Annotated in this window: 23 protein-coding genes; 16 read left to right on the top strand and 7 right to left on the bottom strand. The window is 55.2% G+C overall.

Going from position 1 to position 24095, the window contains the following annotated elements:
• Positions 1-98: 98 nt before the first annotated feature.
• Together groL and groES are read right to left on the bottom strand one after the other, a co-directional pair.
• On the bottom strand, positions 99-1727 hold the full coding sequence (gene groL, locus K1V27_RS17715) for a chaperonin GroEL (RefSeq protein WP_258931391.1): 1629 nt from the start codon (positions 1725-1727) through the stop codon (positions 99-101).
• A gap of 38 nt (positions 1728-1765) precedes the next feature.
• Positions 1766-2053, bottom strand: coding sequence for a co-chaperone GroES (groES, locus tag K1V27_RS17710; protein ID WP_258931390.1), 288 nt, complete (start codon positions 2051-2053; stop codon positions 1766-1768).
• 359 nt (positions 2054-2412) lie between these two features.
• On the opposite strand from groES, the gene K1V27_RS17705 reads away from it, so the two are divergent.
• From K1V27_RS17705 to K1V27_RS17690, 4 genes are all read left to right on the top strand, one after another.
• The gene (locus K1V27_RS17705; RefSeq protein WP_258931389.1) at positions 2413-2565 is read left to right on the top strand and encodes a hypothetical protein; all 153 of its coding nucleotides are present in this window, start codon (positions 2413-2415) and stop codon (positions 2563-2565) included.
• A gap of 142 nt (positions 2566-2707) precedes the next feature.
• Positions 2708-3043 (top strand): hypothetical protein, encoded by a 336-nt coding sequence (locus tag K1V27_RS17700; protein ID WP_258931388.1) that lies wholly within the window; start codon positions 2708-2710, stop codon positions 3041-3043.
• 138 nt (positions 3044-3181) lie between these two features.
• Positions 3182-4621 (top strand): ATP-binding protein, encoded by a 1440-nt coding sequence (locus tag K1V27_RS17695; RefSeq protein ID WP_258931387.1) that lies wholly within the window; start codon positions 3182-3184, stop codon positions 4619-4621.
• 6 nt (positions 4622-4627) lie between these two features.
• Positions 4628-5977 (top strand): sigma-54-dependent transcriptional regulator, encoded by a 1350-nt coding sequence (locus K1V27_RS17690; RefSeq protein ID WP_258931386.1) that lies wholly within the window; start codon positions 4628-4630, stop codon positions 5975-5977.
• A gap of 1 nt (position 5978) precedes the next feature.
• Here K1V27_RS17690 and lon read toward each other — a convergent pair whose 3' ends face one another.
• Positions 5979-7991, bottom strand: a complete 2013-nt coding sequence (gene lon / locus K1V27_RS17685; protein ID WP_258931385.1) for an endopeptidase La — start codon at positions 7989-7991, stop codon at positions 5979-5981.
• A 292-nt stretch (positions 7992-8283) separates the two neighbouring features.
• Here lon and K1V27_RS17680 point away from each other — a divergent pair, with 292 nt between their 5' ends.
• The 4 genes from K1V27_RS17680 (at position 8284) to K1V27_RS17665 (ending at position 12315) form a co-directional block, all read left to right on the top strand.
• Positions 8284-9048: a hypothetical protein gene (locus K1V27_RS17680; RefSeq protein ID WP_258931384.1), complete on the top strand. Its 765-nt coding sequence runs from the start codon at positions 8284-8286 to the stop codon at positions 9046-9048.
• Positions 9049-9188: 140 nt separating this feature from the next.
• A complete protein-coding gene (locus K1V27_RS17675) occupies positions 9189-10262 on the top strand; it encodes a sulfite exporter TauE/SafE family protein (protein ID WP_258931383.1) in 1074 nt (357 codons plus the stop codon).
• Positions 10249-11163 carry a universal stress protein gene (locus tag K1V27_RS17670; protein WP_258931382.1) on the top strand — a complete coding sequence of 305 codons (915 nt, stop codon included), beginning with the start codon at positions 10249-10251 and terminating at the stop codon, positions 11161-11163. Before K1V27_RS17675 ends, K1V27_RS17670 begins: the two co-directional genes overlap by 14 nt.
• A 366-nt stretch (positions 11164-11529) precedes the next feature.
• Positions 11530-12315, top strand: a complete 786-nt coding sequence (locus K1V27_RS17665; RefSeq protein WP_258931381.1) for a tetratricopeptide repeat protein — start codon at positions 11530-11532, stop codon at positions 12313-12315.
• A 48-nt stretch (positions 12316-12363) separates the two neighbouring features.
• Here K1V27_RS17665 and K1V27_RS17660 read toward each other — a convergent pair whose 3' ends face one another.
• Complete coding sequence (locus K1V27_RS17660; RefSeq protein WP_258931380.1) at positions 12364-13320, bottom strand: DMT family transporter; 957 nt, start codon at positions 13318-13320, stop codon at positions 12364-12366.
• A 192-nt stretch (positions 13321-13512) separates the two neighbouring features.
• Here K1V27_RS17660 and K1V27_RS17655 point away from each other — a divergent pair, with 192 nt between their 5' ends.
• A complete protein-coding gene (locus K1V27_RS17655; protein ID WP_258931379.1) occupies positions 13513-14508 on the top strand; it encodes an ROK family protein in 996 nt (331 codons plus the stop codon).
• 10 nt (positions 14509-14518) lie between these two features.
• On the opposite strand, the gene moaA is transcribed toward K1V27_RS17655, so the two are convergent.
• Complete coding sequence (gene moaA, locus K1V27_RS17650) at positions 14519-15508, bottom strand: GTP 3',8-cyclase MoaA (RefSeq protein WP_258931378.1); 990 nt, start codon at positions 15506-15508, stop codon at positions 14519-14521.
• 329 nt (positions 15509-15837) lie between these two features.
• Here moaA and tsaD point away from each other — a divergent pair, with 329 nt between their 5' ends.
• From tsaD to K1V27_RS17630, 4 genes are all read left to right on the top strand, one after another.
• Entirely contained in the window at positions 15838-16857 is a 1020-nt protein-coding gene (gene tsaD, locus K1V27_RS17645; protein WP_258931377.1) for a tRNA (adenosine(37)-N6)-threonylcarbamoyltransferase complex transferase subunit TsaD, read from the top strand.
• Between the two features lie 44 nt (positions 16858-16901).
• Entirely contained in the window at positions 16902-17780 is an 879-nt protein-coding gene (gene rsmA, locus K1V27_RS17640) for a 16S rRNA (adenine(1518)-N(6)/adenine(1519)-N(6))-dimethyltransferase RsmA (RefSeq protein WP_258931376.1), read from the top strand.
• A gap of 69 nt (positions 17781-17849) precedes the next feature.
• Positions 17850-18407, top strand: coding sequence for a hypothetical protein (locus tag K1V27_RS17635; RefSeq protein WP_258931375.1), 558 nt, complete (start codon positions 17850-17852; stop codon positions 18405-18407).
• 55 nt (positions 18408-18462) lie between these two features.
• Positions 18463-18657: a hypothetical protein gene (locus K1V27_RS17630; protein WP_258931374.1), complete on the top strand. Its 195-nt coding sequence runs from the start codon at positions 18463-18465 to the stop codon at positions 18655-18657.
• A gap of 7 nt (positions 18658-18664) precedes the next feature.
• Here the strand turns inward: K1V27_RS17630 and K1V27_RS17625 are convergent, their stop codons facing one another.
• Complete coding sequence (locus tag K1V27_RS17625) at positions 18665-19822, bottom strand: aminotransferase class V-fold PLP-dependent enzyme (protein ID WP_258931373.1); 1158 nt, start codon at positions 19820-19822, stop codon at positions 18665-18667.
• An 80-nt stretch (positions 19823-19902) separates the two neighbouring features.
• On the bottom strand, positions 19903-21282 hold the full coding sequence (locus tag K1V27_RS17620; RefSeq protein WP_258931372.1) for a sensor histidine kinase: 1380 nt from the start codon (positions 21280-21282) through the stop codon (positions 19903-19905).
• A gap of 383 nt (positions 21283-21665) precedes the next feature.
• Between K1V27_RS17620 and K1V27_RS17615 the strand changes: the two genes are divergently transcribed.
• The 3 genes from K1V27_RS17615 (at position 21666) to folE2 (ending at position 24069) form a co-directional block, all read left to right on the top strand.
• On the top strand, positions 21666-22358 hold the full coding sequence (locus tag K1V27_RS17615) for a DUF3786 domain-containing protein (RefSeq protein WP_258931371.1): 693 nt from the start codon (positions 21666-21668) through the stop codon (positions 22356-22358).
• Between the two features lie 128 nt (positions 22359-22486).
• On the top strand, positions 22487-23281 hold the full coding sequence (locus K1V27_RS17610; protein WP_258931370.1) for an ATP-binding protein: 795 nt from the start codon (positions 22487-22489) through the stop codon (positions 23279-23281).
• A gap of 14 nt (positions 23282-23295) precedes the next feature.
• A complete protein-coding gene (gene folE2, locus K1V27_RS17605; RefSeq protein WP_258931369.1) occupies positions 23296-24069 on the top strand; it encodes a GTP cyclohydrolase FolE2 in 774 nt (257 codons plus the stop codon).
• Positions 24070-24095 lie beyond the last annotated feature (26 nt).

Here is a 24095-nt window from a genome sequence, read left to right as displayed (position 1 = left end):
CTGGTCTCTCGGGGGATTGCTCGCAGCAGAGCACAGCGAGGTGGGGAACTCTTGCCGGCGGCGGGCAGGCCGCCGGCAAGCCGCCGGATTGGCAAATTCTAGTACATGTCTTCCATGCCACCGCCGGGCATGGGAGGAGCAGGTTCCTTTTTCTTCGGTTTTTCGGCAATCATCGCCTCGGTGGTTATGAGCAGCGAAGCGACACTGGCGGCGTTCTGCAGAGCAAACCGCACCACCTTGGTGGGATCGATGACGCCGGCCGCCGTGAGATCCTCATACGCTTCCGTCTCGGCGTTGAAGCCGAAGGACCCCGTTTCCCGCTTGACGCGCTCCACCACAACCGAGCCTTCGTGGCCGGCATTGCTGGCAATCTGCCGAACCGGTTCTTCCAGTGCACGTTTCACGATGTTGACGCCAAAAGCGTCTTCGCCGGAAACCTCCAGCTTCTCCAAGGCAGCAACACAACGCAGCAGGGCTACGCCGCCGCCGGGAACAATCCCTTCCTCGACAGCCGCACGGGTCGCGTTCAACGCATCCTCGACGCGCGCCTTCTTTTCTTTCATTTCCGTTTCAGTCGCCGCCCCCACCTGGATGACCGCCACTCCGCCGACCAATTTGGCGAGCCGTTCCTGCAGCTTCTCGCGATCATAATCGGAGGTGGTTTCTTCAATCTGTGCGCGGATTTGTTTCACTCGGCCTTCAATGGCTTCGCGCGACCCACCGCCATCCACGATGGTGGTGTTGTCCTTGTCCACTTTGATGGTTTTGGCGGTACCAAGATCATTCAGGGCTACGTTCTCGAGCTTGATGCCGAGGTCTTCTGAAATGACCTGGCCTCCCGTCAGGATGGCTATGTCTTGCAGCATCGCCTTGCGCCGATCGCCGAAACCGGGCGCCTTGACCGCACACACCTTGAGAGTGCCGCGCAGCTTGTTGACAACCAGGGTGGCCAACGCCTCCCCTTCCACATCTTCGGCGATGATCAGGAGCGGTTTGCCCATCTTGGCAATTTGTTCGAGGATCGGCAGCAAGTCCTTCATGTTGCTGATCTTTTTTTCGTTGAGCAGCAGGTAGGGCTCCTCCAGGGTGATGTCCATGCGCTCGGGATCGGTCACAAAATAGGGCGAAATGTAGCCTCGGTCAAACTGCATCCCCTCGACCACTTCCAAAGTGGTGTCCATACTCTTGGCCTCTTCCACCGTAATGACGCCTTCTTTGCCCACCTTGTTCATGGCTTCGGCAATGATGCCGCCAATGGTGGCATCATTGTTGGCGCTGATGGTGCCCACCTGGGCGATCTCCTTCTGGTCCTTAGTGGGCTTGCTCAGCTTCTTGAGCTCCTCGATGGAGGCGGCTACGGCCTTTTCGATGCCGCGTTTGAGCGCCATGGGATTATGCCCGGCGGCCACCAGTTTGGAACCTTCACGGTAGATAGCCTGCGCCAGAATGGTCGCGGTGGTGGTACCATCCCCTGCTACATCGGAGGTCTTGCTGGCCACTTCCTTGACCATCTGGGCACCCATGTTCTGAAACTTGTCTTCCAGATCGATTTCTTTGGCAACGGTGACCCCGTCCTTGGTGATGGTCGGAGATCCCCACGATTTCTCCAGAACCACATTGCGGCCCTTGGGTCCCAGGGTGACCTTGACCGCATTCGCCAGGGTATCGACACCCTTCATGATTTTCTCCCTGGCTTCGCCATAGTATTTTATTTCTTTTGCAGCCATAGAATTGTTCCTCCTTCGTTGTCACACCGTTTGTGTCGCTACTGCACGATCGCCAGGATATCGTCTTCTCGCATGATCAAGTGCTCTTCGCCCTCTATCTTAACTTCGGTGCCGGCATACTTGCTGAACAGAACACGGTCCCCCGCCTTCACCGTCATCGGGCTGACACTGCCGTTTTCCATAATCTTGCCATGGCCGACCGCGATCACCTTTCCCTGCTGGGGCTTTTCCTTGGCGGTGTCGGGAATGATGATGCCTCCCGCGGTCTTTTCCTCTTCGTCAGTTCGTTTGATGATGACTCGATCTTGTAACGGCCGCAAATTCATATCAGGGCTCCTCCTTATTACGCATATGTTTGGTCACTTCCTGCTGCCTGCCGGCAGCGCCTCAGCGGCTATTAGCACTCTACTATATCGAGTGCTAATAGCCGCTATTTCATTCGCTCATTTGACGCAAAAAGTCAAACCCAAAAATGCATTTTGCGCGCATCTTCGAATAAATTTTTACAGCCTTTTTGAAATTGCCCGTCAGGCCCGCCGCTGTGCCCCGTGCGGTTTATCTCCAGTTGCAGGAACGAGACGGGTCCCCGCCAAATTCTTTATGGCCTGCACCGGCACTTAAGGCTATAATGGTTTTTTTAAGAGCAATAGAGTGCTGCTCAATCCTTTTTCAGGAGATCCCGCAATTGAAAACATGGCTGGTATTTTTGGTGGATTGCAATCGTCAGACCAACAAGGGGCGCAACTGGGACATTACCCAATCGTTTCTGGCCCTGGCGCTCAAGAACCTATCCAGAGAAGAGCTTTCGGCAGTGAGGAGCGTGTTTTTCGCAATGTGAGCAACCCGCCGCTGGATCCTGGCTGAAAACGCGGCAATGACGACCGGGGGCGGCAAGCCAATTTCCGCACAGCCTGCCAAGTCGGCATTTTCTATTACTGCGCAGGGTGCTGCAGAACGGAGGATGGTAGGAGCGCCAATCCATGCCGGAAACTGAACGAGACCCAGTGGTTGTGGAATTTCAGCAGCGCAGAAAAACCATGCTGCAAAATTTCCTCCTCGCCCTGATCCTGTTTGCTCTCGGGCTTGCGGCAAAACAATTTTCCGAGGCAATAGACGGATTCCTGGGGATTGGCCGGGCGGGCTGGACAGCGGCCGCAATCGCTCAGCTGATAGCCGGTGTGGTGTTTGCTCTGCGGGGATTCTGGCAGTACCGATGCCCGGTCTGCAACGAAATCGTTCGCGCTCACGATCGATACTATCTGGGAACCGCCATCAACCCGACGCGTTGCCCCAGGTGTGGAGCGCGCCTGCGCTGAGCAGGTTCGGGCAGACCATGGAAGCACGAGATTGAGAACCGGTCCGCTCCATGCAGGAATGAACTCGAGCAAGAGCCTTGCGACGGCGAGCAGACGGGCTCGATCCGGTCCGATCGAAACACCCGGAGGACATGGCCCATGCGCTGGAAGTTTTTGCCCAATTTGAACATACGACAGAAAGTCATTGTCGGGTTCGCTCTTTGCATGCTGGTGATCGGGCTGGTTGGCGGAATCTCTTACCACTACCTGGTGGAAATCGAGCGCAAGCAGCATTTTGTCGAGGTGGCAGACGACCTCAGCAACATCATTCTGGAAGTTCGGCGCTATGAAAAGAACTACCTGCTCTATGGCTCCAGGGAGGATCTCATTGAGAATCGCCGCTACCTGGATCAGGGCATGGAACTGTTGCAGAAAATCTCACCCGAAATGGAATCCCTCAAGGGTGCCCCGCTGTTGAACTCCATTGCACAAGAATTTCTTGCCTATCACGACGTGATCACGCAGCTGGCAGCGGATGAACACCCCAACACCGTCGACGCCGCATTGGTGAATGAACAGCTGCGTGAACGGGGCAAAGCACTGGTGGATTTCTCACAGGACCTGGTCTCCTTCGAACGGAAAAGGATCTTGAACATCATCCGCACTTTGAAGGCTCAGCTACTGTTATCCCTATCGGCCTTCCTGGTACTCGGAGGATTTCTCATCACTATTGTGGCGCAGAAGATCATTCGACCTCTGCGAGTCATCGAGAAAACCACCGTGCGCATTGCCTCAGGCGATTTCAGGCCGATTCCGGTGCTCGAAACCCACGACGAAACCCAGACGGTGGTGGAAGCCTTCAACCGCATGGTAGCCGAACTGATCAAAAGGCAGGATCAACTGCTGCAGACGAAAAAACTCGCCTCTTTGGGAACCCTCACCTCCGGGGTGGCACATCAGCTCAACAACCCGCTCAACAATATTTCCACCTCCTGTCAAATCCTGCTGGAAGAACTTGCTCTCGAGGAAGGGGACCTGGCCCGCCGGATGCTCATGAACATCGAGCAGGAGGTGCACCGTGCGCGGGATATTGTACGGGGACTTCTGGAGTTTTCGCGCGTGCGGGAGTTCTGCCTGGCACCGACCTCGCTGGCGCAGATTGTAGACCGTTCGGTGGCCTTGATGTCCAGTCAAATTCCTCCAGGAATCGAGATCATCAAAGAGATCCCTCAAAATCTCTCTCTAAATCTCGATGCGCAGCGTATGCAGCAGGTCTTCCTGAACCTCATCGAAAATGCCGTCCATGCCATCGCACCCCCCGGGCAGATCAAGATCACGGCGCGCCAGGCATTGGACACCAACGAAGTGATCATCACCGTTCAGGACACCGGCGTCGGCATTGCGCAGCATGAAATAGGCCGCATTTTTGATCCATTTTTTACCAGCAAGGAGGTGGGCATCGGCACCGGCCTGGGACTCTCCATCGCTTACGGCATCATCCAAAAGCATCACGGCTCCATTTCCGTGCAGAGTGAGGAAGGAAAGGGCACCCAGTTCATCATCCGTTTTCCCCATGAAGCAGTTTGCCGGGGAGCGTAAGACCGGATGAGTGAAGCTCGGATTCTGATCGTGGACGACGAACCCATCGCCCGGGAAAACCTTGAGCATATATTGCGCAGGGAGGGCTACATCACGGTTTGTGCGGAAAACGGAGAAGCGGCGATCCGACAACTGGAACGGCGCGAATTCGATCTGGTCATGACCGACCTGCGCATGCAGCCGGTGGATGGACTTGCCGTGCTGCGCGCTGTCAAGCAGCTTTATCCCGCCACCGAGGTCATCATTCTGACCGGCTATGCCACCGTGAATAGCGCCGTCGAAGCCATGCAGCTGGGGGCTTATCACTACGTTCCCAAACCCTACAATATCGAGGAAGTGCGCACTCTGGTCCGCCAGGCCATGGAAAAGAGGCTGTTGCGCCTGGAAGTCGGTGAATTGCGGCGGCGGCTCGAAGAGCGCCAGGACGTCCCCCTGATGATCGGCAACAGCCGGGAAATGGAGACCCTCAAGAAAACCATCGAACAAATCGCTCCCACCGATTGCAGCGTGCTCATCCAGGGGGAAACTGGAACCGGCAAAGAGCTGGTGGCAAAAACCATACACCGCCTCAGCCCCAGGTCCGCCAATCGTTTTCTGGCCTTCAACTGCGCGGCGCTGAGCGGCGACTTGCTGGCCAACGAGCTGTTCGGACATGAAAAGGAGGCCTTCACCGGAGCGCGCGGCATCAAACAAGGTCTGCTCGAGGCGGCCCATGGAGGAACGATTCTGCTCGATGAAATAGGCGATATGCCCCCGGCCATGCAGGTGAAACTGTTGCGGGTATTGCAGGAACGGAACCTCATGCGGGTGGGTGGGACCGAGGAAATTCCCATCGACATCCGGGTGCTGGCTGCCACCAACAAGGACCTCAAGGAAGAGGTCAAGCAGGGCAATTTCCGCCAGGACCTCTATTATCGGTTGAATGTGATTCACCTGATTGTACCGCGCCTGGCGGATCGCAGGGAGGATATTTTGCTGCTCAGCCTTCACTTTCTGCGCAAGATTGCAGAGGCGCAGGGCAAACAGGTAGAGGCCATCGCAGACGATGTTCTGGATATTCTGTTATCTTACCCCTTTCCGGGCAATGTGCGCGAGTTGGAAAACATCATGGAGCGCGCCGTAGCCCTGGCTCAAGGAAAAACCATCGAAGTGCATCACCTGCCGCCCGACCTGCAGCGGATGGCTCATAAACTCCAGCGCCCCAGGCGCGAATTCAAGACCCTGGAGGAAAACGAACAGGAGCACATTGCCTGGGTTCTCGAACAGGTCGACGGCAACAAGACCAGGGCCGCCGAAATTTTGGGCATCGACCGCGTATCCCTGTGGCGCAAACTCAAACGTTATCACATGGATTAGTTCACACCAGCACTAAATCCAGCAGTTGCGGCACCTCATCGGCGAGGACAACCTTTACGTCCTGTTTCACATCTTCTTCCAGATTGTCCACATCCACCTTATTGCGCAGGGGAAAGACCGCGGTCTTGACTCCCGCCCGCTGGGCAGCAAGGATCTTTTCGCGTATGCCGCTCACAGGTAGAATATTGCCGCTTAGAGTAATTTCCCCGCTGAGGGCCACGGCCCTGCGGGCCGGTCGATTGGTGAGCAGTGAAAGCAGGGCCAGAGTTATGGTCAGACCGGCTGAGGGGCCGTCCTTAGGTATGGCACCGGCAGGAATATGGATATGGATATCACGGTCGTCAAAAAAGCCCGCATCAAGAGCAAAGCGGGAGGCGTTGCTGCGAATGTAGCTCAAAGCCGTTTGCGCCGATTCCTGCAGCACGTTGCCCAGGGAGCCGGTGAGGATCAGCTGCTGGCTGCCTTTCATCATGGTGGCCTCCACCGCGATGATTTCCCCGCCGAATTCCGTCCAAACCAAACCCGTGGTCACCCCCAGGCGGTCTTTACCGGCGGCAATTTCATGAGTGAATCTGGGCACACCGAGCAACTTTTCAGCCATATCCTCATCGACATTGAGCTGTTGCGCCTGGCCTTCGGATTGGAGCAGAAGCCGGGCCAGTTTGCGGCAAACGGTTGCAATCTGCCGTTCCAAATTGCGCAATCCCGCCTCCAGTGTATAATCTCGGATGATCTTCACGACCGCTTCATCGCTGAATCCGATCCCTGCATGGCTCAGACCGTGCTCGCGCAACTGGCGGGGAATGAGATACTTCCTGGCGATGTTCTTCTTCTCTTTTTCCGTGTAGCCCGGGAACGGGATCACCTCAAGGCGATCGAGCAAAGGGGCGGGAAGCCTTTCCACCACGTTGGCCGTCGCGATGAACATGACACTGGACAGATCGAAGGGCAAATCCAGGTAATGATCGATAAAATGGCTGTTTTGTTCCGGATCGAGGATTTCCAGCAGCACGGAGGCGGGATCGCCCCTGAAATCCTGGCCGATCTTGTCGATCTCGTCCAGCATAAAAATCGGATTTCTAACCCCCAGGCGTTTGATCTCATTCAATATCCTTCCCGGCATGGCACCCACATAGGTCCTCCGATGTCCTCGCAAATCCGCTTCGTCCCGCAGCGCCGCCAAGGAAATGCGCACAAATTTACGTTCGAGGGCCTCGGCAATGGATCGCCCTATGGAGGTCTTGCCCGTTCCCGGCGGGCCACTGAAGCACAGAATCGGGCTGCGCGTCATCTGCATGTAACGTTTCTTCTCATGCAGCTGCCGCACAGTCGAACGTAATTCCTCCAGATCGATGGGTTTGGGCAGATAGTGAGCCGCCCCCTTTTTCAGGGCCGCCACCGCCGAACTGACCGTAGCAAAACCGGTTATCAACACGACCTGAGTGTGCGGTGCAATGTGCTTGGCCGACTCGAGCAGCTGGATCCCGTCCATCTTCTCCATCTTCAGGTCAGTGAGGATCAGATCGAACTCGCGTTGTTTCATCTCGGCCAATGCCTCGAGTCCGTTAGCCGCCGCTCGAACCAGGTATCCTTCCTTCTGCAGAACGTACTGCATGTTGGTCCGGGCGATCTCTTCGTCGTCTACCACCAGGATGTGGTACTCCCCGGTGCTGCAAAGAGTGCGCACAGCCAGATACTCCAGCATCCGTTCTTTGACGTGGCGAATGCCGTAATGCTGGGTTTCCATGATGTCCTCAGCCCTGTGCAAATCGAGGTTGTCCTCGGTGAAGGCATGCCACGGCAGTGCCAGCAGAAAATCGAGGTAGTTCAGCCCGATGGCATACTCAGGGATGGAAACGTCCATCTTTTCAAGCCGCTCGAATTCCCTGTCGGCAACCGTTCTTGCCTGTTCGGGCAGGTGAGCCTTGTCGATTGCCGCACGCAACTCTGCCAGATCCTCGGTCACGGCCGGAGACGACGATTCGGTTGGAACAGATTTACGGAAGAGAGCCATGTTTTTATCCCGGCTGAATGTTGCACATTGTAACGGTGCAACAGCTGTCAGCAAAAAATCAAATTACTGAGTTAAATCAAGCGATTAAAAAACAATCTGAAAACCGATGTGAGGGAGAGATATTGCATTATGCAACACACACCATACACCGCCTCAGCCTCATTACAATGTTTTTTATAGAGCCAAATCAACCTGTTAGATGTTTTACGCAGAAATGGCACACGCCTTGTAATGGTCAGTAGCTATGGCACCGGCTGTTGAGTTCAACTCCCGAAAGGAGGTGCAGGATAGCATGAACGATAACAAGAGGGAAACGGCTTCTTTCCAGGAACGGAGAAAAATCCTGGTCGTTGCGACGCGGCAGTTTTTCTCGCCCGACTCAATGGACTATTCCATCCATTTGGCCGAACGGCTGGATTATGACCTGCTGGCAATGAATGTCTGTCCCGAGGGATCAGGGAAGACGGGCAGCCGCAAGTCCAAAAAGTTTGTTCAACAGTTCCGCCGCAAGGCATCGCGCCGCGGCATCGGTTTTAGTCACGCGGTGAAGTTTGGCGACCTCGGTGCAGCGGTCGAGGAGCTCAACCATGAGGTGAAGCGGATCGAATTTGTGGTGGCGGACTCCGGGGTCTACACGGAAGCCGTCGCCAGGGAAGTCACCATACCGATGTTCAGTGTTGTTTCAAATTCATTCAAGGAAAAGGGAGGAAAAGACATGGCAACAGAACAAATTTTGACAAAGAAGAAGCCGGTCGGGCAAACCATCGGCTACGGGTTGCTGACCGTTGGGATGTACGCGGCGGTGTTTCTCAATGCCGACAGCGTCATGACCTACTTCACCAAAGGGGGATGGTACGGCGCCCTGCCGGTTGCGACAGTGTTTCTGTTTTCATTTGCACACGGAGCCTTTGCCAGCAATCTGTGGTCGCTTCTGGGAATCGAGGCCATGAAGAAAGATGCTTTACGGCAGACGGAAAAGAAAGTTGTGGAAAAACGCAAGAAGGCAGCCAAAAAGCCGCGCGCATACGCTTACGTCAACCCCTTTCACAGACTTTAGTCGCGGCGCTTGAAATCGAGGCCCCGGCCCGATCACCGGTTCGGCGCCTCGCAGGCGGCATTTGATTGAATTGAAGACGCGCCGACCTGGTTGTTCGCATAACTTGAACCAAGTCACTGAATCAACAGAGGAGTCCTACCATGCACGAAGTATCTCAGGAAATAATCCAGTTTATTGATTTGAATGTGCTATCCATCGGTTTCTTATTCCTGGTTGGGTTTATCGGAGGGCTGGTCAGTGGTTTCATTGGATCGGGAGGAGCATTCGTATTGACACCCGGCATGATGAGCCTTGGCGTGCCCGGCACGGTGGCGGTGGCCAGCAATATGTGTCATAAGTTCCCCAAAGCGCTGGTTGGGGCCTTCAAGCGGTACAAATACGGTCAGGTGGACATCAAACTGGGGCTCGTCATGGCGGCGTCAGCGGGGGTGGGTGTTCAGATAGGCATCAAGATCCAGCAGTGGATTCTGGCAAAATGGGGACAGGCGGGGTCGGACCTTTACGTCAGCCTCTCTTTTGTGGTGATCCTGGTCGTTGTCGGTGGCTACGTGTTTCTGGATGCCATGAGGAGCTCCAAGTCCGGTGGGAACGAGAAAGTTTCGGCCCTTGCCAGAAAGTTGCAGTCCATCAATCTGCCGCCGATGATCCATTTCAAGCGGGCCAATCTGAAAATATCCTTGTGGTTCACCATTCCGGTAGGATTTGCTACCGGCATGCTGGCGGCCACCATCGCCGTAGGCGGCTTTATCGGCGTTCCGGGCATGATCTACGTGGTGGGGGCATCGAGCCTGGTGGCTTCCGCAACTGAGCTGGTGATCGCTTTTGTGATGGGCTTTGGCGGTTCGATCAACTGGGCGATGCACGGTATGGTCGATATTCGCCTGACCCTGATCATCCTTGCCGGCTCACTGCTCGGCGTTCAGCTGGGAGCCATCGGTACCACGTACGTCAAAGAGAACATGATCAAAATCGTCATGGCGACCATCATGCTGATCGTAGCGGTGAGCCGCGGGCTGGCTGTACCAAGGTACCTCAACCAGCTCGGCATCATAAACGTCAGTGCGGCAACGATTGACATCCTAGCAAAAGTGAGCTTTATATCCATGTGTATCGCACTGCTCGTGGGGGCCACGATTATTCTGGGCAGCATGTGGAAGGCGAGTCGAGCCAGCAGGGAGGAGTATCGGCTGGAAGAGGGCTATGCGAAAACTTAGGAGAATCTTGACCGCAGTGGATGGTTCCCCGGCAAGCCTGCATGCCTTGAAGGAATCCATCCGGCTTGCCCAGTGGGCCAGAAGCGGGGTCACGGTCATCACCGTGGCCCCTTCTTATGAGGGTGACCTGAACCTCGTGGGGGTCAGGAATATCAAAGCCGTGCTGCATGGCCAGTGCGAAGAGATCCTCAACGCGGCCATGGAAGTCGCAGAAGAACAGGGCACCGCGATTGGCATCGTCTGCGAAGAAGGGCACGTTGATGAAAAGATAGTCGAGCATTCAGAAAAGGAGGACGCGGATATCATTGTGCTGGGAAATTCCGGCCGCTGCCTCCTTCACGAGCTCCTCACCGGCGGAGTGATTTCACGCATCAGTCGATCCAGCCGGCGCGACATCCTGGTGATTCCTCACAACAAAGAATTAGCCTGGAACAGAATTTTGCTCGTCCTTGACCGGACGGACGGAGAAGACATAGCCGAACGGGCCGTGACCCTGACAGGCACCATCGGCGGGGAATTGACCGTACTTTTCAGGCAACCGGGCTTTTTCGGCAGCCAACGAATGGTATCGAATCAATCTGATTCCAGCATTGCAGGGGGACACGCAGTACTTGAGCACGCGCGGAAGGTCGCGGCAATGCATGGCATAAAGCTTGATGGTTTGGTCCGCAAAGGTCCAATGGCACGGACCATTGACCGGGTAGCGAGGGAGCGCAGGGCAGACCTGATTGTGCTCGCGCCCAGGGCTGAAACATGGCTCCAGCAGATGACCGGCCCAACGCCTGCCGAAAGAGTTGCCCGCCGTTCGCAATGCTCGCTGCTTATCCTGAAAGGTCGCGACCGGCACGGCTTGACTCGCATTTCAGCCGAACCCTCCGAAGGATCTATTCAGCTTACCTGAGAGCCCATTCCAAGCCAAGTGATACAGGCTCACATCTGTACTGTAGAATCCTCTGATAATGGCCAACGCCCCCCTGTGCACCCTTTTATTCGGCCGGCCGGATCGATCTGCGCGCCGCATTCTGTGCCATTCGTTGGAGGGGCCGGACGGCTCTTCAACCAGGCATTTCCGACTTGACCGTTTGTCTGCACCAGTATGTGCCGGTTTGCCTTAGAGCAAAAATGCTGTATATAATGACTCAATTGCTGGCGCCATGGAATGGGTATTTGCAAATTGCTTTAAGGAAGAACGTGAACAATGAATTTTAAAGGTTTCAGGAAGCATTCCGAATGTTTTGGAAACCCTACCAGAGAGTTCCTGACAAAAATGCGAACAAGAAATATTCCGGCCATAATCCTACTGACATTGACCCTATTTCCTCTACATGCCCCGGCAGCGGGTGACGCGACCAAAGAAAAAGAGCGCGTTATCGCGCAAGCTCGCAAGCTGATTGACAAGGAATCAGCCGGCCCTTCCGACCTGCAGCAGGCGGCGGCGCTCCTGGAAGGCATTCGAGCCCGCTTCCCCGAGGACGTCAGAATACCGATTTACCTGGCAAAGGCCCATTATCTGATGGCCGACCCCGAACAGGATATCGATCAGGAATACCCTTACTACGAAAAGGTGGGTCGGTATGCTGCGGAGGCAATAGCAATCAATCCTCATCGCGCAGAAGGCCATTACTGGCACGGATTGTTTCTGTTGAAGAAGGCACAAAAGGTGGGAGGATTACAGGCATTCTTCATTGTCAAAGAGGGAATCCGGGAACTGCAAACCGTCCGCAACATCATGCCGGGATACGACCACGGCGGAGCTTCCAGGGTGTTGGGGCTGCTTTACTGCAGAGCGCCCGAATGGACCCCTTTTGGCAATATTGACAAGTGCATCCAACTTGCCGAAGAATCCATCCGTATCGCTCCCGACCATCCCCTGAACCGCCTCTACCTTGCCGACGCCTATAAGAAGCGGGGCGACAAAGAGGCCGCCATTCGAGAATATCTGGCGATTCTTCCCAAGACCGGCATCCTGCCCGAGGAACAACGCTGGGATTATGTGCAGGGAATCACCGGCAAGCTGCAATCGCTTAACCAGCCTGCCGCTGAAAGCAAGTAGACAGAGACATCGACCGGGGCCGCTGAACCCTCACCCGTGCAGGGGGGATCAGCCCGGCTCTGTTTCCGTCATCGAAGGCCGCCTGCCGGGCCTGTTGGTGTAATACACCCCTGCAATCACCAGGCATGCACCGATCAAAAGAGACCCATCGAGCGCCTCTTGCAGGACGAGGTGAGCGAGAAGAATGGCGCTGACCGGAACAAGGTTGATGAAGACCCCGGCCTGCGATGCACCAAGCTCCCTGATGCCCTGATAGTACCAGAAAAAACCGAGGGCCGAGCCAAAGAAGCCCAGATACAGGATCCCCACCCAAACTGCCAGGGAATAACCGGCCAGCTGCTGCCATAAGCCTTGCATGGAAGCCGGCAGCAGGAGACATGCTGCCCCTATGATGCAGGAATAGGTGACTGCCGCCAGCGGGGTGAGCCTGTTCATGGCAAATTTACCTATCAAGGAGTACAAAACCCAGCTCAGCACGCATCCGAAAATGTACAGCTCTCCCCAGCCTGCTCCGCCGTGCAGCAGGGCCAGAGGGTTGCCGCGGGATATGACGACAACGGCTCCCCCCATGGAAAGCACAATGCCGAGCGCCTTCGTTATGCCGAGGCGCTCGCGCAGCAGCCAGCACGAAAAGAGTGCAATGAAGGCAGGATTGCTCGCGATGATGAGCGAAGCACGACCGGCGGCAACGGTTTTAAGACCCGAGAAAAACAGCACGTTGTAGGTGAAAACTCCCGTCAACCCGAGCAGAAAGACCAGCACAAAGTCATGCTTTGTGAGTTTTGGAATCTCACCGTAAGAGCGCCAAACAAAAGCGCCCAGGAAACAGGAAGCAATGGCAAAACGCAAAAACGCGGCGGCAAAAGGATCGATCTGGCCGGCGATGCTGCGGCCGGCCACAAAGGTTCCCCCCCAGAAAATTGCGGTCAAGACCAATTTGGCATACAGCCAGACTTTCTCGGTTGGACCTTCCTCCGCTCTCTCCAGCGATGCTGCCACTTTCACTCGAAACCCTTTGCCATTTGATAAGCGCACGTCAATAATTTTAAAGCAACCACCGTCCGTTCTTGGGCCTTCACGTGCACTGGAATTTACCCGAAAACCGTTACGATTGGAAGAAGAGAGAAAGGGGTCATTCTTGTCAAGAACCGGCGATGGAGTGCGCGGCCGGATGATCACCAGGAGGGCTTTGAGCTGATGCAAAAACAATTCTACATCGGGGCCGATATCGGCGGCACCCACATGAGGACGGCCCTGGTGGATCGCCAGGGGAACATTATTGAAGCGCAAAAGGTTGCCACCGACATTTCGCTCGGCGCTCAACAGGCCGGCAGACGGTTGGCCGAGCAGTGCCGACGACTCGTTGCCAGGAGCATCGAACTCTCGGGCCGCGTTGCTTCCATTGGTCTTGGGGTTGCAGGAAAAATTGACGCAGGAAAAGGACGTGTGATTTTTTCACCGAATTTGCCGCCAATGAATAACTACCCCCTTGCTGCTGAACTGCAGGATCAAATCCAGCTTCCGGTTTTCATGGAAAATGATGCCAACGTTTTCGGTCTGGGCGAACAGTGGCTTGGGGCCGCCGGCGCGATGCAAAATTGGATAGGGATCACTTTAGGAACCGGGGTGGGGGGCTGTTTATTTTTGGGAAACCGATTGTGGAACGGTGATGGGCTCGGCTTTTCCGGGGAAATCGGCCATATGATCATCGATGCCAACGGGCCGGTTTGTGCCTGCGGCATGAGGGGTTGTCTGGAAACTCATGCATCGGGCCGGGCACTGACAGAAGGAGCCAGACAAAGTGTAACCGGCGGCACGCGGGCAGGCAGCCGCCTCGCCGAACTGTGCAGCACCCGCACTCTTACGGCAAAGGATGTCTACCTGGAGGCCGTCAGAGGAGACTCCACAGCGATCAAGCTATTCGAGCGGATGGGGTGGGCATTGGGGCTGACCATAGGCAATCTCTTCACTTTCCTGGGTATTCGCCATGCCATCATTGGAGGAGGCGTCAGTGACGCTTGGGACCTGTTCATCGAGCCTCTGCGCAAGAGCCTGGCAGATCATTGCTGCATGTTGCAGGAAAGTGCGATGATCATCCTGCCCAGTCGGCTCGGGGACAATGCCGCACTGCTGGGGGCTGCGCGCTTTGCCATGGAATCAATGGTGCGCGGGAAGCGTGCCCCTGGAAATTAGCTGCCCGGCGCTATCCCCCTATGGCCACCATGGGACGACCGATACATTTGCGAAATACTTCGCTTTCCAGGGTGTGGCGCTCGGGCTTTCGATCGATGGCGCGACGTATGACGGCGACAATATCCTCATCCGCAGCACGACGTCGCAACAGGTCGCGCAGATCGGTTTCCTCGCGGGAGAAAAGGCAGGTGCGCAGCTTGCCGTCGGCGGTGACACGAAGACGGTTGCAGGTGGGGCAGAAATGATGGCTGATGGGGCTGATGAGGCCGATCTTTCCCACGGCCCCGGGGAATTTGTAGTGGCGGGCGGGACCATTGCCGTTATTGACTTTAGCCGGCACGAGGGGCGCCATTTTAACGAGGCGCTGCAGCACATCATCCGAAGACAGGTATTTTGACGCCTGATCCACCGAGCTGAAGGGCATGAATTCTATGAAGCGGACATGGAACGGATACCTGTAGGTCAACCTGGCAAGATCCTCAATCTCATCATCATTCCAGCCTTTCATGACCACCACATTCAACTTGACCGGCTGAAAGCCCAACGCAAGAGCCCGCTCAAGGCCGTGCCATACCTTGTGGTAACAGTCCCGGCGGGTGATGCGCGCATATTTCTCAGGCTTGAGCGTGTCGAGGCTCACATTAATCCTCTTGATACCCGCCGCCAGCAGACCTTCGGCATAATCCGCCAGCAACAAACCGTTGGTGGTGATGCTGAGGCTCTTGACGCTCTCGAATTCCGCTATTTTTCGACAGAGATAAAGCACCCCTTTGCGCACCAGAGGCTCGCCACCCGTAACCCTGATCTTGCTGATGCCCATCTGCGTGGCCAACTCAACCAAGCGCAGCATTTCTTCATAGGTCATGATTTCATCGTGGCTCAATTTAGGCATCCCGTCCTCAGGCATGCAGTAAATACAACGCAGATTGCACCGGTCGGTAATCGAGAGCCTCAAGTAATCAATGCGGCGGTGGTGATTATCCACGAGGCACGAGGGCATGAAAACATCCTTCCTTGCGAGGATCGCGCGCAATACACCCGTTCCCACGTTCTGACGACGTTGTTGGGCCGGGCAGGATAGAGCGTCTGTGAGAATTTGGAGGAACCGTCAATCACCCTGCCAAGAAAACAGCAACGCACTTGCTCCATGTAACTCCAAAGTCCCGCTATGTCAATATGGGGAGAGCGGGTAATTCATTGTGGTGATTGAGAGCCGCCCGGATTCGTGATATGTGTTGCCTGGTCCGAATAGGTACGGCAGAAAGCCGCATTGTGTTTTGTTGGGATGGCTCCGGCACAACCGCAAGCCGGGCACCGGAATGGATAATCATGCTGATTCTGGGAATTGAGACTTCGTGTGATGAAACGGCGGCTGCAGTCGTCGAAGACGGCAAGCATATTTTGTCCGATGTGATCTCCAGCCAAATTGCTGTCCACATGCCGTATGGCGGTGTGGTTCCCGAACTGGCTTCCCGAAAGCATGTCGAAATGATTTTGCCGGTCATTGACGAGGCATTGACCAAGGCCGACGTCACCCGGGACCAACTGGACGCCATCGCCGTGACTCAGGGTCCGGGACTGGTGGGGGCACTGCTGGTGGGGTTGTGTGCAGCAAAGGCTATGGCTTTCGCACTGGACAAGCCATTGATCGCTGTAAACCATCTGGAAGGCCACATGCACGCCGCCTTTCTGGGCAGCCAGGCGCCCGCAGGTCCTTTTGTGTGCCTGGTGGTGTCGGGCGGCCATACTGCCCTCTATCGCATCGATCCTGGGGGCCGGACAAAGTTTCTGGGGAGCACGCGCGACGATGCGGCGGGTGAGGCCTTCGACAAGGTGGCCAAGCTGCTCAACCTGGGCTATCCCGGCGGCACGGTGATAGACAAATTGGCCGCCGAGGGCAACCCCAATACGTTTCAATTCCCCAAAGCCTATCTCGAGAAGGACTCACTGGATTTCAGCTTCAGCGGAATCAAAACGGCAGTGGCAAATTTTTTGCGCCACTATGGACCTCCGGCAAGCGAATCCCACGCGGTATCCTACCGCCTGGAAGATCTCGCCGCCAGTTTTCAGGAAGCCATTGTCGACGTTCTGGTGAACAAAACGATCATGGCGGCACACCTCTGTGGTGTTCAGGACATCGCCGTGGTCGGCGGCGTGTCGGCAAACCAGCGGCTGCGACGACGATTGCAGGAAGAGGCCGGCTACCGGGGGCTGACTCTGCACTTGCCCGCTCTTCGCTACTGTACCGACAATGCCGTTATGATTGCCGCCGCTGCCTACACCGTGTGGAAAAGAACCGGATTCACCCGCGACATGATGGACCTGGATGCCGTCTCACGATGGTTCTAGTGATTCTTTGAGGGCCTGCGTGCGTGTCGCCATGGAGTGATTTGATGGTCATGAACCCATTCCTTACGCCGCGCCAATACTACCAGCTGCACGGCATGAGGCCGCGCAAGAGGTTCGGGCAGCATTTTTTGACCCAGGCCGCAACGGCCAGGCGCATCATCGAAAGTGCCCAAATCGAAGAAACGGACGTTGTGATCGAGGTCGGACCGGGCCTGGGCGCGTTGACCCAGTTTCTCCTGTCCAAAGTGCGCTCCCTTCACCTGGTGGAGCTGGATCGGGATTTGGCCGATCACCTTGCGAGGGTAACCCACCCGCTGCGGGAGACGGTCCGGGTGCATCAGCAGGATATCTTAACGTTTGAACTGCGCTCCCTCAGCGTACGTGAAGGAAGTCGTTTGGTGCTCCTGGGCAATCTTCCCTACAACATCACATCGCCTCTGATTTTTTTTCTGCTGGAATCTTTGGATGTTGTCAAACGAGCCGTATTCTTGGTGCAAAAAGAAGTTGGCGAGCGTTTGACTGCGCGCCCGGGCACCAAAAGCTACGGCGTTCTGTCCGTCCTACTGGGGGTCTACACGCAAGCCTATGATCTCTTTTCTGTCGGACCACAGCAGTTTTATCCTCCTCCCAAGGTGGACTCACTGGTTGTTCGAATTGATTTCCCTGAGCTGCAGTCAATGGGCGAACCGTCGTTTGAACGCTTTCGCACCATGGTCAATCTGGCCTTTCAACAGCGGCGCAAAACCCTTCGAAACAGCCTCAAGTCGTTGGGTTCAGAAAGCATGGAGCGGGCCTTTCAAGCGAGCGCCATCGATCCCCAAAGACGCCCTGAGACGCTCACACCCGAAGAATTTTGGCGTTTGGCTGTATCCTATTGGCGCATCAAAGAACACTACGGCAGTGCGCAGCAAACACCTGAATAGCAGACCGGCACCGTTCCCATCGACAAGGCGCTCGAACGGAAACCGATAGAGTGCCCGCGGATAGTGACCATGCCCAAATACAAAGCCGCCCCGGCTGACAGTCATGCCTTCGCCCGGGCCCGACCTAATCCCATGTTTCCCTTTCTCATGGTTCTCACCATGAGCTCCACCATCGGCATGCGGGCGTGGACCACTCTTTCCAACCACTTCGCCGTCGAGACGGCTAACTTGAAGGGGGATCAGATCGGCATGATCCAGTCGGTGCGGGAAATTCCCGGGCGACTGACCCTGCTTGCCGTCTTCTTGATCAGGGTGATTGACGAGCACCGCCTTTCGGTCTTATCCATCCTGCTTCTCGGTTTCGGCATCAGTGTGACCGGTCTCTTCCCCTCCTACGCCGGCCTGCTGGCAACCACACTCATCATGAGCTTCGCCTTTCACTATTATGAAACCACCAACCAATCGCTGACGCTGCAGTATTTTGACATCAAGGTGGCGCCCTGGGTCTTCGGCAAACTGCGCAGTCTGGCGGCCGCCTCGAACATCGCCATCGGGGCGTTTATCTACGGAATCACGTATTTTCTCACTATCGGGAAATCTGTCTCGTTGTGGGCGGCTTCATCGTAGCAATCGCAGTTTGGGGCTTCACACGCGACCCGCGGGATCGAAACCTGGTTTCCCGGTGGAAAAAGATGGTTCTGCGCAAAAAGTACTCATCAACCACATCGCCGCAGTGGTCCTCCCGGTCCTTGGCGGCCTGGCCCGGGTTATCGACTATCGCATCCCGTTCTTTGTGGGCGCCGGCATGGCCTGCATATCCCTGGTCGCGGTGCAGGCCATTCGCGTGTCGTCTCAGGTCGGCATCAAACTGGCATAAGAACACGCTATTCACCCAGGAAATTCAGCCAGTCCGTCGCCTGCAGCAGTTCTTCATCGCTGTTGTAGAAATGGGGCGCCACCCTCAAATAGCCGCCGCGGGCAGAACAGACCACCCCCTTTTCTTCCAGTTTCCGGGCGATGATGGAGGGGTCGTGCCGGCACATCAGAGAGAGTATTCCCGAGCGATTTTCCAGCGGAAACACAACGGGAGTAAAACGATCTCTATTGACATGTGCCAGCATGATATTCTGCAGACGAAACACTTCGGCGCTAATGTTTTCCAAACCGTAGCGCAGCGGGATATCCTCGATACAAGCGCGCAACGCCGCCGCCAGGGTGATCGGTGAAGTGCTGTACTCGAAGCGTCGGGCGCTGTGATGCGGCTGCCAGGTATGATCGAGGTAGTCGGTTCCCTGCAGCATGAGCTCGGCGCCCACCATCACATGATCGATTTTTCTTCTAAACTCTGCAGAGGTATAGAGGAGCCCGGTTCCTACCGGCCCCATGAGCCACTTCCAACCGGATGAGGCGACCGCTGAGATATGGCACTTTTCCGGGTACAAAGGCAGGCAGCCAAGACTTTGGGCGGCGTCTACAATCAGATCGATCCCGCGACTCTTGCAGAACCTGCCAAGCTTCTCCAGATCAGCCGCAAAGCCGCTGGTGAACTGCACATGACTGATGGCAACGATTTTGGTCCTGCCCGTCACCCGCTCCTCAAGGTCCGCCATAGACCAGCTGCAGGGCAAACCACGGGCAGCCTGGCCGGGATGTTCGCAGTTGGGCAGCAGCACCAGTTCGACACCGCGCTTTTCCTGCAACTTCCAGGGGTAGTGGTTGGCGGGATATTCATGGACATAACCGACGACCTGATCTCCTTCCTCGAACGGATAGCCGTTGGCAATGAGGCCCATGGCTTCCGAGGTATTCTTGACGAGCGCGAGGTTCTCAAACGACGTATCAAGGAGTCGCGCCGCTGCTGCCCGCAGATCATTCAGAAAGCTCTCGTAGTGACTGAAGGCGCTCACCCCTGATTCCATGTGTTCTTTCGCCAGCTTTTTTTCCTGCAGATACCCCCGGCTGTAGAAGGGTGCAATGCTGCAGTGGGAAAGATAGATGCGGCTCTTCTTGACCGGAAACAGTTCAGTGCTCTTGTTGAACATGATCCCCTTCTTGTTGCCGTTTGTATGCGGGCACGGAATTTACCACTCTCCGGCAGATTTCCGGGTTCACGGCCAGTGGTCTATTGTCGGTCGTGAACGGTTTGCAAAAGGGCGGTGAAATGAAAGGTACTGCCCTGCCCTGCGTCGCTTTCCACCCACACCCTGCCGCCCACTCGTTTCACCAGTCTCTCGGTCAAGGCAAGGCCGACGCCGGAGCCCCCGTGTTTGCGGGTCGTTGAGCCATCCATCTGGGTAAAAGGTTGGAAAATGAGCTCATGGTTCGACGGTGGAATTCCAACGCCAGTGTCTCTGATGGAAAAACGAAGAACCGTCCTGTTCTGCTCCTCAGCCTCTTTTTCCACGGCAACCAGGATTTCCCCCTCATCGGTAAATTTCACCGCGTTATCCAACAGTTTGGCCAGAATTCGGCCCAAACAGTTCACATCTCCGACGAAGGCATTGGGCACGTCCGCTGCCACGCGGTACGAAAACCTGAGGCCCTTTGCTGCGGCTTTTTCTGCGTAGACGTCTGCGACTCCCCGCAGAAAACTCTCCAGTTCGAACTCCACTCCTGATTCCAATTCCACTTCCGACTCTGTTTTGGCCAGTTCAAGAAGATCCATCAGCAGTGTCAGCAACGAATTTGAAGAGCTTCGGATGATTTCCAGGCCTTCCTTTTGCTCGTCGTCCAATGGAGTATCCAACAACAAATCCGTCATACCCAGGATGCCGTTCATTGGGGTGCGAATTTCATGGCTCATGTTGGCGAGGAACTGACTTCTGGCGATATTTGCAGCTTCGGCTTTGACTATAGCCCGGTGCAATTCATCGGTTCTCTTTTTCAGTTGACTGATGAGGTCCCTTGCCAGGGCCATGGATTCCCGCGTCAGGTTTCTCAACTGCTCCGCCGTCCTCGCAGTCAGGGATATGTAGATGTTGGCAAGATAGATGGAACAGCACTTGGTGATCTCCATCGGCCAGCTCAATTCCCGCTGCTCGAAGTGAGCCAGATAAATCAACAGGACCACATAGGAGAGCAGGGAGAAGTGGCTGAAAAACAGCACGCGCCTGAAACTTGTATTGGCTTGATCGGCAACCCGGATGATCATCAGGAAAAACAAAAAACTATTTTCGCCTCCCGAATAATAAACCGCCAATGTGAAAATGATGATGTCCGTCGTGAGGAAAAAGAAGCCGAGGTCAAATGACCTGAATCCGGGGTAGAACAGATACAGTAGGGCCCATGACCCGAATGTGTAGGCCGTCAAAATCGCGGCAAACTTTAACAACGGCGGCCATGCAAGAATAGCGAGACATGCGTTGTTGAGCACCACCAGGAAGAATAGCGCCAGAACGCCAATGAGTCGAAGAATGGGGATTTGCACCACATTGAGACGCAAGCGTTTGAGCATCTGCTGTTGCTCCGCCTCAACGGGATCAAGAATCAAACTTTGCTTCATCGAGTTTACGGGGGAGTCCGAGCTATGGCTATTTTCTCTCTCCATACCCACAGGGTCCTATTCACAGGGTCGTCCGGTCAACATGGCGGGATTGCTGTTAAAATGGGCGCCTCTGTGATCCCTTTCCGGGCTCTGCCACAACATGCTGAGTGAATTCCCCGCCGGCATTGTCACCTGAAGGCCTGATTCTCGACGGCCTTCTTCCCGCCATGGCCTGATAAAATACAGGACGTGCCCTTGGAAGTTTGCCTCACTGACTTATGCGATATTTTGAATGAAAAAACACGACGATTCAAGCAAATTGCACAGCAGGTTACGCACGGCCAAGAAGATGTTGATTTATGCGGTTCCAGCAACTTATAATGGAAAGGTGACGGCATTTTGTGACACTTGTGCGGTCATCGACTACCCTCAACAAACCCAGGCGAAAAGAGGAACAATTGGCTCGTATCGACGATTATAAGGAATCCTTCAGGCTTGCTGCAGAACAACTCAAAAATGCCAATTTACACCGGCTGGCAAAACTGAGCGGCGCAAAGATCGATCTCAATGGCGCCAAGGTGGAATTGCGCCTGCCTTTTTTTGGGGTCCCTCACGTTGTAGAAGTTGGCGAGCCGGTGGATGTCAGAAGGGAGGCGCCGGAAAGTGAGGTTCCGCTGCCCGAAAAGATAGTGATCAGCCATTATCTGCTCCACGCCTCAAACAAACCCGCCTCGGGAGAGCTCATCACCTTTCGACAGATTGCCGACGGCCACTTTTACTTCGACGCTTTCCAGAGGAGGGCCAGAGACCCTTTTTTGGCAACCTTTGGCCATGATCCGGAGCTTTTTCGAACCTGTGGAGAGATGCTCGGGGCAAAATCCGTCGAGGCAGGTGACGTGGGTATGGTTTTCCAGGTGCTGCCGCGCATTGACATTCAATTGGTTCTCTGGCAAGGAGACGATGAGTTTCCGCCAGAAGCCAGCATTTTGTTTGATGCGAGCATACAAAACCGGCTTCCGGTAGAAGATGTTGCGGTGGTCAGCGGAATGTTGGTTTATCGCTTGATGGGCCTTGCTCGAAATCAGCAGACATAGGTACCAGATGAAAAAACAGAGCAGAGCTGCGGCAAGCGTCGATGGTGCCTTCCGCATCACCATGGATGGCCGCCTGGTTTGAATGCTTCAAATTCCATTCTGATTATGATCCTCTGGAGGAAAATACTTTGAAAATTGCTGTCAGTGGCAAGGGAGGAGTCGGTAAGACGACTCTTTCCGCGTTTCTCGTCAAGTGGTTTGCCGAACAGGGCAAGAATGTGCTTGCAGTTGATGCCGACCCGGACGCCAATCTCGCCAACGGACTGGGCATACGAAACACCGGTGAGATTGTACCCATTGCCAAGATGAAGGAGCTGGTGGCTGAACGAACCGAATCGGTGCCAGGGAGTTTCGGAGGGTTTTTCAGGATGAACCCTAAGGTGGACGACCTGCCTGAAAAGCTCGCCATCAGGAGCGGCGACCGAATCCGTCTGATGGTGATGGGCGGAGTGAAAAAAGGCGGTATGGGCTGCGTCTGCCCGGAAAGCATATTGCTTAAAAATCTGGTGCAGCACCTCATACTGAGGCGTGACGACGTGGTCATTATGGATATGGAGGCCGGCATCGAACATCTCGGCCGTGGCACGTCTCAGTCCGTGGACTGCCTGCTGGTTGTGGTGGAACCGGGCCGGCGCAGCCTTGAGACCGCTGCAAAGATCAAGGAACTGGCCGCTGACATTGGTTTGTCGCGAATTGCCTTGGTGGGCAACAAGGTCAGAGGAGAAAAGGACCGACAGTTCCTGCTGGATAACATGGCGGAGTACCGCTTTCTCGGCTTCATTCCATACGACGAGCAAATCATCGAAGCAGATCTCAAGGGCGAATTCGCCGAAAATATGACTGCCGAAACCAGGAAAGCTCTCGAAGAGATCGGCAACAACGTGAGCGGCATGTCTGCGGCCGGCCCTCCGAGCAGTCTGTAGAGTCGAGTACGGCAATGATTGATGTACAAAACCAAATCGATCATCGTAATATCAATGTGGACAAGGTAGGCGTCAAAGACATTCGTTACCCGATCACCGTCATGGACAAAACCAACCGCTTTCAGCATACGGTGGCGTCCATCAACATGTACGTCAACCTGCCAAGGGAATTCAAGGGCACCCACATGAGCCGGTTCATCGAGATCCTGAACGAATTCCACGGCGACCTGGACATACGCGAGTTCTCTACTATCCTCGAGGCCATGCAGCGAAGGCTTCAGGCACAATCCGCACACATTGAAATCTGCTTCCCCTATTTCATGAAAAAACTCTCCCCGGTAACTGAGAGCGCCGGTCTCATGGAATATGTCTGCAGGGTTTCGGGCTCGCTGGATTCCAAGACCGGCTACGACTTGATTCTGGAAGTGAACGTTCCCATCACAACCGTTTGCCCCTGCTCGAAAGAAATCAGTATGCAGGGGGCGCACAATCAGCGAGGCACGGTGAGCCTTGCGGTGCGCTTCAAAAGGTTCATATGGATTGAAGATTTGGTGCGACTGGTGGAATGTTCCGCCTCATGCGAGGTCTACTCGGTTTTGAAACGCCCGGACGAAAAGTATGTTACCGAAAAGGCTTACGCCAATCCAAAATTTGTCGAGGACGTTGTGCGCGATATCGCTCAACAGCTGAAGAGCGACCCCAATGTTTTGTGGTTCAAAGTCGATGTGGAAAATTTCGAATCCATCCACAATCACAGCGCCTATGCCTGTATCCAGCGGCATAAGTGACACCGACCTGACGCTCCAGGAACAGC

Source organism: Desulfoferrobacter suflitae, assembly GCF_022603395.1.
Classification (GTDB): domain Bacteria; phylum Desulfobacterota; class Syntrophobacteria; order Syntrophobacterales; family Syntrophobacteraceae; genus Desulfoferrobacter; species Desulfoferrobacter suflitae.
This window is presented reverse-complemented; position numbering and strand designations above follow the sequence as displayed.

What these genes read in the sequence shown, in the direction of transcription:
- groL (WP_258931391.1), bottom strand. Translation starts at nt 1,727, where the DNA reads ATGGCTGCAAAAGAAATAAAATACTATGGCGAAGCCAGGGAGAAAATC.
- groES (WP_258931390.1), bottom strand. Translation starts at nt 2,053, where the DNA reads ATGAATTTGCGGCCGTTACAAGATCGAGTCATCATCAAACGAACTGAC.
- K1V27_RS17700 (WP_258931388.1), top strand. Translation starts at nt 2,708, where the DNA reads ATGCCGGAAACTGAACGAGACCCAGTGGTTGTGGAATTTCAGCAGCGC.
- K1V27_RS17695 (WP_258931387.1), top strand. Translation starts at nt 3,182, where the DNA reads ATGCGCTGGAAGTTTTTGCCCAATTTGAACATACGACAGAAAGTCATT.
- K1V27_RS17690 (WP_258931386.1), top strand. Translation starts at nt 4,628, where the DNA reads ATGAGTGAAGCTCGGATTCTGATCGTGGACGACGAACCCATCGCCCGG.
- lon (WP_258931385.1), bottom strand. Translation starts at nt 7,991, where the DNA reads ATGGCTCTCTTCCGTAAATCTGTTCCAACCGAATCGTCGTCTCCGGCC.
- K1V27_RS17680 (WP_258931384.1), top strand. Translation starts at nt 8,284, where the DNA reads ATGAACGATAACAAGAGGGAAACGGCTTCTTTCCAGGAACGGAGAAAA.
- K1V27_RS17675 (WP_258931383.1), top strand. Translation starts at nt 9,189, where the DNA reads ATGCACGAAGTATCTCAGGAAATAATCCAGTTTATTGATTTGAATGTG.
- K1V27_RS17670 (WP_258931382.1), top strand. Translation starts at nt 10,249, where the DNA reads ATGCGAAAACTTAGGAGAATCTTGACCGCAGTGGATGGTTCCCCGGCA.
- K1V27_RS17665 (WP_258931381.1), top strand. Translation starts at nt 11,530, where the DNA reads ATGCGAACAAGAAATATTCCGGCCATAATCCTACTGACATTGACCCTA.
- K1V27_RS17655 (WP_258931379.1), top strand. Translation starts at nt 13,513, where the DNA reads ATGCAAAAACAATTCTACATCGGGGCCGATATCGGCGGCACCCACATG.
- moaA (WP_258931378.1), bottom strand. Translation starts at nt 15,508, where the DNA reads ATGCCCTCGTGCCTCGTGGATAATCACCACCGCCGCATTGATTACTTG.
- tsaD (WP_258931377.1), top strand. Translation starts at nt 15,838, where the DNA reads ATGCTGATTCTGGGAATTGAGACTTCGTGTGATGAAACGGCGGCTGCA.
- rsmA (WP_258931376.1), top strand. Translation starts at nt 16,902, where the DNA reads ATGGTCATGAACCCATTCCTTACGCCGCGCCAATACTACCAGCTGCAC.
- K1V27_RS17635 (WP_258931375.1), top strand. Translation starts at nt 17,850, where the DNA reads ATGCCCAAATACAAAGCCGCCCCGGCTGACAGTCATGCCTTCGCCCGG.
- K1V27_RS17625 (WP_258931373.1), bottom strand. Translation starts at nt 19,822, where the DNA reads ATGTTCAACAAGAGCACTGAACTGTTTCCGGTCAAGAAGAGCCGCATC.
- K1V27_RS17620 (WP_258931372.1), bottom strand. Translation starts at nt 21,282, where the DNA reads ATGAAGCAAAGTTTGATTCTTGATCCCGTTGAGGCGGAGCAACAGCAG.
- folE2 (WP_258931369.1), top strand. Translation starts at nt 23,296, where the DNA reads ATGATTGATGTACAAAACCAAATCGATCATCGTAATATCAATGTGGAC.